The organism is Aliikangiella sp. G2MR2-5, from assembly GCF_015687155.1.
Classification (GTDB): domain Bacteria; phylum Pseudomonadota; class Gammaproteobacteria; order Enterobacterales; family Kangiellaceae; genus Aliikangiella.
Map to the genome: position 1 here is coordinate 80,077 of NZ_JADPQF010000005.1, position 14,414 is coordinate 94,490.

7 protein-coding genes are annotated in these 14,414 nt (G+C 41.1%); 4 read left to right on the plus strand and 3 right to left on the minus strand.

The features are described 5' to 3' along the window. The first annotated feature begins 106 nt into the window (after positions 1-106). On the plus strand, positions 107-2,623 hold the full coding sequence (locus tag IYN84_RS15755; RefSeq protein WP_196140216.1) for a choice-of-anchor D domain-containing protein: 2,517 nt from the start codon (positions 107-109) through the stop codon (positions 2,621-2,623). Between the two features lie 77 nt (positions 2,624-2,700). Here the strand turns inward: IYN84_RS15755 and IYN84_RS15760 are convergent, their stop codons facing one another. After that, positions 2,701-3,525 carry a hypothetical protein gene (locus IYN84_RS15760; protein ID WP_196140217.1) on the minus strand — a complete coding sequence of 275 codons (825 nt, stop codon included), beginning with the start codon at positions 3,523-3,525 and terminating at the stop codon, positions 2,701-2,703. A gap of 308 nt (positions 3,526-3,833) precedes the next feature. Continuing rightward, positions 3,834-7,688, minus strand: a complete 3,855-nt coding sequence (locus IYN84_RS15765) for an RHS repeat-associated core domain-containing protein (protein WP_196140218.1) — start codon at positions 7,686-7,688, stop codon at positions 3,834-3,836. A gap of 117 nt (positions 7,689-7,805) precedes the next feature. On the opposite strand from IYN84_RS15765, the gene IYN84_RS21505 reads away from it, so the two are divergent. Then, entirely contained in the window at positions 7,806-7,940 is a 135-nt protein-coding gene (locus IYN84_RS21505; RefSeq protein ID WP_256435637.1) for a hypothetical protein, read from the plus strand. Between the two features lie 143 nt (positions 7,941-8,083). Here IYN84_RS21505 and IYN84_RS15770 read toward each other — a convergent pair whose 3' ends face one another. Continuing rightward, positions 8,084-11,461, minus strand: coding sequence for a methylmalonyl-CoA mutase family protein (locus IYN84_RS15770; protein WP_246722990.1), 3,378 nt, complete (start codon positions 11,459-11,461; stop codon positions 8,084-8,086). A gap of 440 nt (positions 11,462-11,901) precedes the next feature. Here IYN84_RS15770 and IYN84_RS15775 point away from each other — a divergent pair, with 440 nt between their 5' ends. Together IYN84_RS15775 and IYN84_RS15780 are read left to right on the plus strand one after the other, a co-directional pair. Then, positions 11,902-12,387 carry a hypothetical protein gene (locus IYN84_RS15775; RefSeq protein WP_196140219.1) on the plus strand — a complete coding sequence of 162 codons (486 nt, stop codon included), beginning with the start codon at positions 11,902-11,904 and terminating at the stop codon, positions 12,385-12,387. Positions 12,388-12,542: 155 nt separating this feature from the next. Next, positions 12,543-14,402 carry a metallophosphoesterase gene (locus tag IYN84_RS15780; RefSeq protein WP_196140220.1) on the plus strand — a complete coding sequence of 620 codons (1,860 nt, stop codon included), beginning with the start codon at positions 12,543-12,545 and terminating at the stop codon, positions 14,400-14,402. Positions 14,403-14,414: the final 12 nt, after the last annotated feature.

The following is a 14,414-nucleotide window of genomic DNA, read 5'->3' on the forward strand; positions in this document are numbered from 1 at the left end:
ATCTTTATTATCTGGTTCCATTTGCGCTGGTAATTTGGTACTACCAATATTTTTTCCCTTGTTTAGGCTTTAGGCTCAGTAATCTAAAAGGTCAACTGGGGGCTATATGAATAACAACAAAAACTTACCTGTTTTAATCTTATTTTTGGTTGGGAGCTGTCTGTACTTTCCTTTAAATGCAGAAACTATTTTGAGTGATAATTTTGAAGATCAGAATTATAACGGCTGGGAAGTAAACGGAAATGTTGCGACCAGTGGCACAGTAGCCATTGACTCTTACGCTCTGAGACTAAAACGAACCGCTACTGCAACTACACACATTGATACTTCAACTTATCAGAATGTTACTGTAATCATGAATCTTGCTGCTAGCGGGCTGGAAAGCGGTGATGAGTGTTATGCGGAAATCTCTGTAGATTCAGGAAGTTCCTGGCAAACACTGGTTAAGAAAATTGATGGTCAAGACAATAAGCAATTTACTCAAGGAGCGTATAACGAAGCTGGCGCCAGTGGAAACAAAGATCTACAGTTGCGCTTCAGGAGTACGGGCAATTTGCTTGGAGATTATTGCTGGGGAGACAATGTCACTGTTACTGGTAATCGTGCCTCAGGTCCTGAGATTGAAATTAGCGGCAGCGGGGTATTCGGCTCAGTTTTGTTAGGACAAACATCTGTCCACACGGTTGAAATAAATAATCTGGGAAATGAGCCTCTTTCTCTACAAATTAGCAATAGCAACGATTCAGTTTTTAGTTGGACTCATGCTTGCCCACTGAGTCTTATTGCTGGCACAAGTTGTCAAATTGATGTCAGCTTTACTCCGTCAGCTGTAGAAAGCTATACCGCTGCCATCACTGTCAATAGTAACGATAGCGATGAGTCTTCGCTTGATATTGATTTATCTGGTAGCGGCTATGAAACAGGGGGAGGTAGTGGAACGCCTGATGGTTTTTTTGAGCCGCTAACTGGCAATGGTGTAACCAATAGAGTTGAACTAACAGCTGCAACACTAAATGGAAGTTCTTTGGACCGTCTGGATTATTCAGCATATGCTTTGCCTGAAAACGCAGCGGAGCCTGCCAACCGGTTTGAAGGCAGGCTGGTGCTAAATAATGGCCAGAAAAAAGTACTAAACTTTGAAGAACAGGGGACTAGACTCGCAAGAAGTTATGTCGATGAAGAAGAGTTACCAATTTTCGATTTTGAGTTTATACAATCTGGCTCACATATTGTTCCGGTGAATAGGGGATTAATCGTGGCTTCAGAATCTGTTTCATGGGAGTGGATTATTGAACCTGGAAGAGTTTGGGATGAAGTTGGAGATAATGGCTATAGTCGAGCTGCAATTCCTTTTGCTTTGCAAGAAAGTGGTGCGAACTGTACTCATAATGGTGTCATTAGTTTTCTATTTAAAGATGATGGCAGCATAACAAACGCCGCAGTTCAGGTAGGTGGCGAAACTTGTTACTATTTTAAATATGATCTTTGGGGGATGGTAGATGCAACCTACATACCTTCTTCGATTACAAGCGGGACTGCTATTTTTGCCAAGTATGAAAATGAAGTTGCTCGCAGAATGCCGATTAAGTCAATCGAGCAGCTGGATATTGATTTTGCGCAATATGATATTGATCACTCTCAATTTGCAAGTGAACAGGGTGATGATATTGTAACCTTTGGTGTAGCGATCGACGGTGTGCATTATACGGCAAACTGTAAAACTCGTTATGGTAATTATCCGTTTTGCGATGTGATGGATTTACCATCATATTCAACAGCAAAAACAGTTTTTGCTTCATTTGCCCTGGGGCTGCTATCAGAGCAATATGGTTCTAATATGCGAAATTCAATTGTTTCTGAGTATGTTCCTGAGTGTAGTGGCGGTCAGTGGACAGATGTTACTTTTGAAAATCTAATTGATATGGCTACAGGCAACTATAATTTATCAGGCTATGAGTCGGATGAAGGAGGAACTGCAGCTAAAAATGATTTTTTTCTAGTCTATACGCATGATGAAAAAATAAACCATAGTTGTAATGAATACTCCCGTAAAGCAGTGCCAGGAAGTAAAATGGTTTACCACTCTTCAGATAGCTATATTTTAGGAAATGCACTAGATGCATTCGTCGGTGAACAAGATATTTACGACAAGGTAGTTGATGAAATATATAAACCGCTCGGATTAAGTCCCGTTACCTACAAAGCCGTTAGAACATCCGATAGCCAGGCTGATATGTACTACAGTCACGGCATGACCTTTCATAAGGATGACCTGGTTAAGGTGGCAGAGTTTCTGACCAAGTCGCACGGGCAAATTAATGGACAACAGGTGATAGATTCTGAAATAGTCGATGACATGTTATTACAAGGAGACGATTTAGGATTGGCAACTTTTAATGATGAAAATCGCTACCTTAATGGGGTCTGGACCTGGGACATGGGAAGTTCATCTCTCTACTCCTGTCCATCAGGAACCTGGGTAAGCTACATGTCTGGTTATGGTGGTATAGGAATTGTAATGCTTCCAAATGATATGGTGTATTATTTTGTAAGTGATAGCGGAACTTATACATTTAATGCTGCGGCAGTTGAACTGCAGAAGATCAGGAGCTTCTGTCCATAACTTTAAGTTTTGATTTGACAGATAAAAGACCCGAGGAAAAAGCCGAGCGATAGTCTCGGCTTTTTATTAATAATACTTTATGGCGTAGTTTGATAAGCATTTTCTAATAAGGGTTTTAATGGCTCAAACGGCGTTGTTTGCTGATAACCACCCATATCTTCATAAGTAATTGAAATCATATGATCAATTTGCCCATCTGGTAGAGGATAGCTTTCAATATTAATTGCTACAGTCTTAAAGTTGATATCGTTTATGTTATAAGGAGCGGGAATTATAAGCGTTCTGTCTCCGTGTCCTAGCCATCGAGCATCAATAATAAAGCCTTCACCAGATACTGTGGGTAAAGAAACACTATCTGCTCGTTGATGAAGTCTCAAATTCAGATTTTTATCTTCAACTTGTACATTGGCCGAGTCAATTACAGGGTTAGGTGTAACGTTGAATAGTACACCTTCAGTTACTACCAGATCAGGACCAAAACTTTGCTCGGGATTGTTTATGTTGCTTTGTTGCTCAACCACAAATAATCGGATCGATACGTTTTCATTTGTTAAAATTTGAGGGCTGGCATTAATTTCTATGCCGACTTGTCGATAAATCCAGGCGCCATTGATAGTTCCGACATATTTGTTAGCCGATTGGCTATAAGCTAGATTGGAAGTTATTATGTCGGTAGCGTTGGCAAAGTCCAATTTTACACTCTTAATGGTATCTTCTGGAGAAAAGATATTTCTTTCTACAGTCAGATTTACCTTGTTAAGCTGATTCAAATCCAGAGTTGGATAAAATGAGTTTGCAGTAGTGCTAGGGAATGGCATTTCGAAGTTGATAGTTTCAGCGAAAGAAAGGCTGGAACTAGCTGCAAGTAATGCCAAAGTACAGGACTTGATTAAGAATTTCATTTGTTTTTCCTTAGGTAAAATATGTTAAAGCGAGAACCTCATGCTCTCGGTTTTGATTATACTATTTCATATTTTTGATATCTGTTTAATATCGTTAAGGAAAATAAAATTCAATAAATATATATTAAATTGAGATGGGGACTACTTGATTTATTAAATCGGTATGAGTGTCTTGATTGTCAATATATTCTTATTTAATTATTGTTTTAGAAGAACTTCAGAATCAATGTGCGGCTCATGCTACTCAATATCTATTCACTTTTTTCTGCTCTATATGTTATGACATTATCCAGAGATAATCTTCGACTTTATTTGATGGGAAGTCTTTGTCTGCCATATTCTATCTTGTCAATATGGTCTTTGGTTTCAAATCGTTCGAGGGAATTTGCCACTAAATTATTAACCATCATGTCGAATCTATCTCCAACATCCATTCGTCTAATATTTTTAAAATCGTCATAACCAAACGGCCATGGATATTGTTGTCGTTTTAATTCTTTATAGACTGTAGTTGCTTCTTGAGTATTGGTATTCTGACTTTTTTGATTTCTCTGAAACTCGCTCCAAGTATTTTCCACACACTTCAATCCAAAGGGATCAACCCACCCTGTCGGATTAGGCGCATATTGATAATTATTTATTCCACCCAGTAACCCAATGGGATCTTGTGTTATAAACTGACCAACATTCGGGTTATAATATCTATGCCGATTGTAATGCAGTCCACTTTCTTCATCAAAATATTGTCCCTGAAAGCGGAGATTGTTTTCGACATCTTCCACTTCTTTGTAGGCGACATTTCCATAAGTTTTGTAGCGCGCTTTCCAGACAATATTACCTTGCTCATCTGATAGCTCTTGCGGCGTGCCTAAATGGTCGAGGTGGTAATGATAGAGTTTGTCATGTTGAACCATGGCCGCCGGTTTAAAACTTTCAGGTTCAAAAACGTAAGTTTTCTGGATATTATTGTGTTCTTCCTGCACCATCTGATCGCCTGACCACAGGTAAGTGGTGGTACCTAATTCATCGATTTTTTCGCGGCGACGGCCAAGAGAGTCATAGTTATACTCAGTGACTTGTCCTTGCTTTTCCAGCTTGACCAACTGGTTTTGCAAGTTGTACTGATAGCAGGTTTCCAGTTTGCCTTCTTTTCCGCGCTTTTCCAGAATCAGATTGCCACGTTTATCATAGAAAAATTTACGATCACCCTGCATCTTCAGGCGATTACCAGCCGCTTGTCTGGCCTGGTTGCTTTGTTTTTCGCCGAGCAGGTTTCCGGCCGGATCAAAATAGAATTCTTCGAGATGAACCTCGCCATTATGAATCTGTTCGACTTTGTTTAGTCGGGAAAGCAAATCGTAAGCATAGCGAATTTGTACCTGTCCATCGATGATTTTATTTAAGTTGCCAAACTGGTCATAACCAAACTCGCGAGTAATTCGAGATTCTCTAGTTTGACGGTGAAGTGCATGTTGTTTTTGAAGTCGGCCCATCGGGTCGTACTCTGAAAGGGTGGTTAACTCTCCTTGTTTTCTGGCAACTTCTCTTCCAATAGCATCCCTCTCAATTTGGAAAATTGGTGTATCATTGTGCAGAATCACAGCTACTTGAAGAGATTCATCGTAGCCATAATTAATGACCTGACCATCGGGCAAGGTCATTTTCGTTCTAATACCTGGCCAGGTATTCTTATATTTGATGTCCTTGTAACTTGATTGAAGTCGTTCCTTGTTGGCGTTGATGCGGCTATGGTGCTCGTTGATAAGGTTGCCCATCAGGTTGTATTCAAACGCCAGATAGTGACTGTTATTGTAGCTTTCGATCAGCTGCCCCAGGCAGTCGTAGGCGAATCGACTTTTTTCAACGGGACTTTCTGAATTAACTAGCGAGCGACTCAGTTTGGTTACCATTTGACCTAGAGGATCGCGTGTAAACTCTGTTTCAACTTCGTCGCTGTCAATATATTTGATCAGATATCCGGCTGAGTTATAGCAATATTCCTGAACACGCCCGTCGAATCCGATCTCCTTTATCAGACGCTCATTACCGTCATAGAAAAACTGATAACGCTCGCCGTTTTCATTGACTAATGCCGTAAGATTTCTTTCCTTGTCATATTCATAGCTTAAGATATGTCCTTCAGGATTGATTCGTCTGACAACCTGACTGAGCCCGTCGTATTCAAACTGAGTTATTCGGCCGTCGGGATCAATATGCTTAATAAGCTGATCATTCTCGTTGTAAAAATATTCTGTGGACTTTCCGTCGGGACTTTTGACTAGCGTTAACTTGCCGGTTTCGTTATATTCAAAATATGTGGTTCTCACGGGGATATCGCCTTCGAGTTTTAGCTCGCTGCTAACCAGCAGGCCCCATTCGTTATAAACAAACTTTTTAACATGACCTAGAGGGTCTGTGATGCTGTCCAGTTCACCAGACTTTTTCCATTTAAAAAGTTGACGTCTATTACCCGGAGCTGTTATTGATGAGACAAGTCCGCTCGCGGTATAAGTATATTTAGTTGCTTCACCAAAGGGATTGAACGCATTAACCAGTTGGTTTTTGTCGTTGTATTCGTATCTCCATCGGGCTTTGGCTTTATTTTTGTATCCGGTCAGATTATCTTTGAAATAACTATAAACTTCCGAGTGCCCAAGCGCATCTCTCACACCAATCGGATTGCATTCGCTGTCGTAAAGAAACTGGGTTTTATTGCCTTCCGGATCGACGGATTCTACTCTACGACCGTTTTGATAATGAAACCGGTGACTATATCCTTCATTATCGATTTCTTCGATAACCTGACCATATTCGTTATAGCGGTAGGTCGAGGTAAAGCCGCGACCGTCGGTTGCTCGGCTGATTTTATTTTGTGGCTCCCACTCAAATTTATAATCGTAGATCCCATCATCTCCCCAGTTATGAAGACAGCGAGCCGTGTGGTCTTCTCCATCCCATTCATAGTAATAACTGAAGCCGGTAACGAGAGTTCGCTGGGTTAACAAATGGTTTTTAAATTGATACTGCTCACCGACACCCCTGGCATTTCGATGGGCGATAAGATCACCTTCATCATTGTAATCGTACTCGGCAACGGTTTTTCGGCTTTTGGTCAGCTGATTTGATAGTTCGATTTTAGCAATTCGACCCTGTTCATTGCGAGTGAGCAATAATGATTTTCCCCAGGTGCCTTCTAGCCAGCTGAGTTGATCCTGGCTGTTGTAATGCAAGTTAATGGCATATCCTTTAGCTGGGTCTTTATGGCTTTTACTCGGCTGATAATGGCGATGGCGAATTTGGGTCAATCGATAGTAGGGCGAGTTGCCACTGACAGCAGTAAAAACCTTGTCGTTTTGGCCTTTTTTCTTCAGAATAAAGCTAAACTCGTTGTGTCTAATGAGTGATAATGCTTCAGGCAAATAAAGACTTTTTTGACCAACTTGAGGTGTTTTAAACAGAATGCAGCGACCTTCATCATCGTAGTACTCTAATGCCGACTCACTAAAAAATAGGCGCTCACTACCAGCAAAAGTCCATCCGAATCCGAGGCCGATATCCTTGTTGAATCTGCTTCGGTAGGTTCGCTTCCATTGAAAAGGTACAGGACCAGGGAGCTGTGTATCCTCAACAACGAGTAGCTCCTCACCCGAAATCATGCTGATTGGGCAGCCGTTGGTAACGGTGCATTCGGAAGTTTGTGCGCCCTCACTACTACCTGAAACCTGAGCAGGGGACTCATTAATTATCACGCCCTGGAGTTGAGTATAGGTCGAGAGAGGTGATTGAGTCATTTGTTCGTGACCAACCGAAGTGAGTGCCTGTGGGGCAGGAATTGACTGACTATTGCTTTCGCTACCGGTACTACTGGAAGTCAGCTTGGAGTTTGCTGTTGATTTGGGAATTATTCTTAAGCGATCTTCTTTTAACTGCTTGAGAATTTCAGCTTTAACTTTAAATTCATCGATATTGACGTCTTTGTCTTGAGGTGCAAGTTTTTGCCAGAGCGCATCCCAGCTATTAGGACTTTCCAGTGAAATATGCTCAATCAAATTTTCATATTGAAAAGGTTTTAATGCCGTACTTTGAACATTTGCAAAGTTATCTGCCTTGTCGTCGATCAGTTGATAATTATTGCGGTTCTTCGCTTTGACAATAATGCTCATTTAGATACTAATCCTTTAGTTTAAAAGGTGTTACTAAAAGCTGATGGCGATCGTTAAAATCAGTAGCATAAAGCGTAAAATAACTACACTTCACGTAACTACATCTCACGTAACTAGATGTCACAACGCTTGAGTTTTCATTTCTTCTTGAAATGGGCGGTAGAAGAAATACTTTCCAACTGGAAAGAGTATATCATTGCGGTTTTAACCATCATGTTTTTAAAAAAGAGCATGTCTGAAAATATGAAATAGCTCTCAGTTTTTGCCAATTTTATATGAAAATTTCTAACTTGATTTGAGATATGAGAAGAATATCTTGATGTGAGATTTGAGCCGCTTAAATAATTAAACGGCTCAGAAGCAGATGTCTTGAAATACTGTTAAGATTGAGTCTATTACATGTTTCGTCGGTATTGGCCACCAACACGATAGAGTGTTTCTGAAATTTCCCCAAGTGAACAGACTTTTGTTGCATCCATAAGAACTTCAAAAATGTTTTCGTTTTGAAGTGCTGCATTCTGGATGGCTTTTTTCTGTTCAGCTATTTCACTGGCGTAAGCTTTATGCAGTCTTTCCAGCATATCAATCTGATAAACTCTCTCTTCTTTTGTTGAGCGAATAACCTCTCCAGGAATAACTGTCGGAGAGCCTTCTGAAGAAAGGAAAGTATTCACACCTATGATAGGGTATTCGCCGGTGTGTTTAAGCATTTCGTAATGCATTGATTCTTCCTGAATCTTTGAGCGTTGGTACATGGTTTCCATTGCGCCCAATACACCTCCGCGTTCCGAAATTCTTTCAAACTCCATCAATACGGCTTCTTCGACCAGATCGGTCAGCTCTTCAATAATAAATGAACCTTGAAGAGGGTTTTGATTTTTATTCAGCCCAAGTTCGCGATTAATGATGAGCTGGATTGCCATGGCACGACGCACAGAAGCTTCAGTTGGAGTGGTAATTGCTTCATCGTAGGCATTAGTGTGCAGCGAATTACAGTTATCATAAATCGCGTAAAGCGCCTGCAAGGTTGTACGGATATCATTAAAGTCGATTTCTTGTGCATGTAATGAGCGACCAGATGTCTGAATATGATATTTCAGCATTTGCGAACGCGCGTTCGCTTTGTATTTATGTTTCATCGCTTTCGCCCAGATTCGGCGAGCGACGCGGCCGATAACAGCGTACTCAGGATCGACGCCGTTGGAGAAGAAGAAACTGAAATTGGGCGCAAACTTATCGATGTCCATTCCACGAGCGAGATAGTATTCAACGAAAGTGAAACCGTTGGCAAGGGTGAACGCCAGTTGAGAAATAGGGTTAGCACCGGCTTCGGCTATATGGTATCCGGAAATTGAAACCGAGTAGAAGTTGCGTACATTATTATTGATGAAATATTCCTGAACATCTCCCATCAAGCGAAGCGCAAATTCGGTGGAGAATATACAGGTGTTTTGCGCCTGATCTTCTTTTAGAATATCGGCCTGTACAGTACCGCGTACCTTGCTGATGGTATCGATTTTGATGTTTTGATAAACATCAGCAGGCAACACCTGATCACCGGTAACGCCCAACAACATCAACCCTAGTCCATCATTGCCTTCAGGAATTTCTCCCTGATAGGTAGGAACCGGTTGACCTTTTTCCTGATAAATTGCTGCAATTTTTGCCTTAACTTTTTCTTCCAGACCATTTTCTTTAATGTAGATCTCACATTCCTGGTCGATCGCTGCGTTCATAAAGAAGCCGACCAAAATAGGAGCAGGACCATTAATCGTCATAGAAACCGAAGTGGTAGGTGCGGTTAGTCGGAATCCTGAATAGAGTTTTTTCGCATCATCAAGACAGCAGATAGAAACTCCTGAGTTTCCGATCTTGCCGTAAATGTCTGGACGATAGTCGGGATCGTTCCCGTAAAGGGTTACCGAGTCGAATGCTGTTGATAAACGAGCCGCCGGCATGCCTTTAGAAACATAGTGGAACCGACGGTTGGTTCGCTCAGGACCGCCTTCACCAGCGAACATACGCGTAGGATCTTCTCCTTCTCGCTTAAACGGAAAAACCCCCGCTGTGTAAGGGAATTGACCGGGATAATTTTCCTGTAGCTTCCACTTTAAGCGATCACCCCATCCTGTGTACTTAGGAACCGATATTTTCGGTATCATCTGGTGAGAAAGCGATTCAGAGTGTGTTTCGACTTTGATCTCTTTATCGCGAACTTTATAGGTAAAGATTTCGTCCTGATATTGTTTGGCTTCAGCGTCGAAGTTTTCGAGAAGCTTGCTGTTCTCTCTGTCCAGCTTGATCTCGGTAGACTCAAGCAGTGAATTGAGCGAAGATTTTAACGAATCGTCCTCTGCCATTTCGATGGTCGCATTCACGCTTTGAACTTTTTGCGCCACTTCCGCCTGCTCATTGACCCAATCGTCATAGCCTCGATTGTTTTCAGCAATTTCTGCAAGATAACGTGTACGTTTAGGTGGAATAATGTAGTTTTTCTCTGACATCTCCTTGGTAATTTCAAACGAAGTCTCTAGAGCGGCTTCGGTTTTCTCATTAACCAGATTCATCAGGTTGCGATAGAGTTCGTTGGTACCAGGATCATTAAACTGGCTGGCAATGGTACCGTAGACAGGCATTAGTTCAGTGGCTTCATCAAAGCGCTGATGATTGCGTTGAAACTGCTTCTGGACATCGCGTAGGGCATCCAGAGCACCACGCTTGTCAAATTTGTTGATGGCGATGATATTGGCAAAGTCGAGCATGTCGATTTTTTCCAATTGGGTTGCGGCACCATATTCTGGTGTCATAACATACATGGATACATCTGAATGTTCTTCGATCTCGGTGTCGGACTGGCCAATTCCTGAAGTCTCCAGAATAACCAGATCAAAACCTGCTGCTTTCACTATATTGACTGCCTCCTGAACATGTGGAGAAAGTGCCAGATTGGACTGACGCGTAGCCAATGAACGCATATAAACTCGCTCATTGTTAATCGCATTCATTCGAATTCTGTCACCTAATAGAGCTCCACCTGTTTTACGCTTTGAAGGGTCAACAGAGATAATGGCAATTGTTTTATCGTCAAAATCCAGCAAAAATCGACGAACCAGCTCGTCAACCAGTGAAGATTTTCCTGCGCCACCGGTACCGGTAATACCTAGTACTGGAGTTGTAGATTTTTCTGCGGCATCTTTGGCTTTCTTAAGTAATTCCTTATTCTCTTCAGGAAAATTTTCTGCTGCAGATATGAGGCGACCCAGCTCTCGGTGTTCCTGCTTTCCTGGGAGTTTGCCGGAAACTTCATTGCCTGTTGGGAAGTCTGACTTCTGGACCAGATCGTTGATCATGCCTTGTAAACCCATTTCCCGGCCGTCATCTGGTGAATAAACTCGGGCCACTCCATGGGCATGCAGTTCTTCAATTTCATCGGGGAGAATTACACCGCCACCGCCAGCGAATACACGAATATGACCGCAATTTCTTTCATTTAACAAGTCCACCATGTACTTAAGGTATTCTACATGACCTCCTTGGTATGAGGTCATTGCAATCGCTTGAACATCCTCCTGAATTGCACACTCGACAACTTCCTGTACGCTCCGGTTATGTCCCAAATGGATAACTTCACATCCGCTGGACTGGATAATGCGGCGCATAATATTGATAGCTGCATCGTGACCGTCAAAAAGCGACGCGGCAGTAACCACGCGAATCTTGTTTTTCGCCTGATAAACGGCTTGAGTCATTTGAGACTGATTCTTTTGAGACATTGAGTAGGTACCTTTCAAATCAATTGGCATTCATTTGCCGGTTGTTAGCGGCGATCCCTTTTATGGCAACATTCCAGGATATCTGTGCTAGCAAGGGAAACAATCGACTACCTGTGAATTTTTGAGGCGCGGATTATAGCAAAATAAGGCGATCAAGGTGAAATTCGGTGCGAGGATTGACCAGTTTTTAGTGCTGTTTAAGAGTTGTAAAGATGTAATCCTGGCTCTGAAAAGTTTGATGCTGGAATACGCTCTCCTTAATGAGCCTGTGTTCCGTAGCGTAAGCTTAAACCATCAAGTAACGAACAACAAATTCAGTGAGTTGTCGCGAAGGTCTGGTTAGTGGCATAAAAATTTTATAATTTTTTGGTATTTTGCCACCAGGCGGTCTAATGCAGGGATAACAAAACCTGTTTTAAATCAAGTTGTTGGCTGCTATTATGGATAGACTGAATTATTCACAGTTGGCTATTGGAGAGGGTATCATGTCGCCGTTAGAGCAGCAGAATCCTGACAAGACAGGGATAAATGGGGATGAAAATCCAAAAAATATTCCGGCAAAGTCGAGAAATGTTGCCGTTTTAGCCCAGGCTCTTTATCTGGCTAATATCACAGTGTTACCGATATTAGCTTTCATTATACTCATTTTTGTTTATATCCAGCGCGAAAGGTCATTGCATCCAGTTGCCGAGACTCATCTTAAGCAGTCTTTTATTGCCAACATTGTATCCGGGGTTTTGCTTATTCTGGTAAGTTTAATAATACTTGGGTTTGGTTCATTTGACTCTCCTTACACCTGGATGATTTTGCTGGTTTATTTTATCAGTATTCATTCTATGTTGATTCTTTTTGGTGTTTTTGCATTGATAAAAGCGATGGCAGGGGTCGAATACCGCTACCCGCTGATTGGAAAACTATGGCTTTAATTAGCTTAGGGCGTAGAGACTAAATCACTGGTTAACCCCTTGCGCCTCTAGTTATCGCTATGCAAGTGCGGTCAGTTTTCATCTATACTGATCTATTGTGTAAACCTAATATTCAGTACTTAAAATCAAATGTTATTCAAAGGGTAAACAAATAAATGAAAAGAGTCCCTTCACTAAAATGGCTTTTAATACTATTACTAACCGTTCCGCTCTTCACTATAGAGTCGATATTCGCACAGGAAAATATTGAATTTTCAACTGAAGAAAAGATTTTCGTTGTCGGTGATATCCATGGTGCCTATGATGCAATTACCAAGAGCCTTCAGACAATGAAATTAGTCGATGACGGGCTCTCGTGGAGTGGAGGAAAAAATCACTTGGTAAGTCTGGGCGATATGCTCGACAGAGGGCCAGAAAGTAAAAAAGTTATGGACCTTTTTATTCGCCTGCAAAAAGAAGCTGATGCTGTGGGAGGCAAAGTCCACGTAGTATTAGGTAACCATGAAGTGATGAATATGCAGGGAGACCTTCGCTATGTTTCTAAAGAAGAATTTGCTGCTTTTAATTCGGAAAAAGTGAAAGTCGTCAGAGAAGAAAAATATAGTGAGTTCTTAAGTGTCTATCGAGCGCAAGATTCAGAGACGATAAGGGCACAATTTGATAAGGCTTTTCCTCCAGGTTTTTTTGGGTTAATTGAAGGATTTTCTTTAAAGGGAAAATATGGCTCCTGGTTAATGTCTCTTCCTTTTGTTATTAAAATTAATGATCAGGTATTTGCCCATGGTGGACTCTCCAGTGCAGTTAAAGGTCAGTCGTTAGCTGAAATAAATAGAGACTTAAAAGAGCAAGTAGAAAGATATCTATTAGATTGGGAGAAAATTAGAAAAAAATATGAGAATTCAATGTTCTATCCTAGCTATAAACAACGTCCTCAAATTGTTGAGAAACTAAAGGACAATAGACAGAGTCGACGATATCTTCAGCAGCATAGTAACCTGGTTTTTTCTCGATTTTCACCAACATGGTATCGAGGAAATGCACTTTGTCATCCGTTTTATGAAAGTGATGCGTTAAGAGAAATTCTCAGTAATTTAGGCGCCAAGCGCTTATGGGTAGGTCATACAACCAGTGAAATCAGAAAGCCTTTAATAAGGCTTGAAGAACAGCTGATTATTATGGATACAGGAATGTTAAAGTTTTATTATGGCGGAGAACCCTGGATCGCATCCTTTTCTGTAAAAGAGCCCGTGAGCTTAACTCAGGGCTTAACTGGTCAATCCGGAGAAATCCATCTCGCTCCAAACCGTGAGCAAGCTAACCCTTTTAATCTTTCAGACGAAAATACAGAAATTTTTCTTAAAAAAGGTAGAGTTCTAGACAGCAAGATCAAAATAAGTGAGAGTAATGAGCCCATATCGGTTGTTCTAGAAATGGACGGGCATAAGGCCAATGCACGGTTTATCTACTACGATGAACTGCCTGATACTTTAAATTCTGATGAAAATTCATTAAAAAATAATAAATCTCGCTATATTCATGAATTAGCGGCATACAAAATTGACCGTTGGCTGGGTATTGGACTGGTTCCGGTAACAGTTGAAAGGGAAATCAACGGTATTCAAGGGGTGTTGCAGGTTGCTATTCAGGAACCGATTTCAAAAGCGAATCTCGTAGAGTCTTATGGAGATAGTCTCGGATTCTGTAATCTGGATGCACAACAGAATTTAAAAACTGTTTTTGACTATTTAATACAAAATACCAGTTTAAGGCCGAGTGACTATGTTTATTCTCTTTATGATAAACAGATTTGGTTTTCAGACAATCAGAATGCGTTTTCCACATCAACTTCATTTGGTACGTCTTCCAGACCAGAAGAGGCCTATGTTTCACCAAGATTTAAAAAAGCGCTAATGAAATTGGAAAGGGAGCAGTTAGAAAAACTGAAGAATTGGTTACACCCGAAACAGATTGAAGCAATTTGGTTAAGAAGGGAAAGACTCTTATCAGAAGAATAAAGCGAGATAATT

Bases quoted from the DNA above. Each gene is read 5' to 3' on its own strand.
- IYN84_RS15755 (WP_196140216.1), top strand. From the start codon at position 107: ATGAATAACAACAAAAACTTACCTGTTTTAATCTTATTTTTGGTTGGG.
- IYN84_RS15760 (WP_196140217.1), bottom strand. From the start codon at position 3,525: ATGAAATTCTTAATCAAGTCCTGTACTTTGGCATTACTTGCAGCTAGT.
- IYN84_RS15765 (WP_196140218.1), bottom strand. From the start codon at position 7,688: ATGAGCATTATTGTCAAAGCGAAGAACCGCAATAATTATCAACTGATC.
- IYN84_RS21505 (WP_256435637.1), top strand. From the start codon at position 7,806: ATGTCACAACGCTTGAGTTTTCATTTCTTCTTGAAATGGGCGGTAGAA.
- IYN84_RS15770 (WP_246722990.1), bottom strand. From the start codon at position 11,461: ATGTCTCAAAAGAATCAGTCTCAAATGACTCAAGCCGTTTATCAGGCG.
- IYN84_RS15775 (WP_196140219.1), top strand. From the start codon at position 11,902: ATGGATAGACTGAATTATTCACAGTTGGCTATTGGAGAGGGTATCATG.
- IYN84_RS15780 (WP_196140220.1), top strand. From the start codon at position 12,543: ATGAAAAGAGTCCCTTCACTAAAATGGCTTTTAATACTATTACTAACC.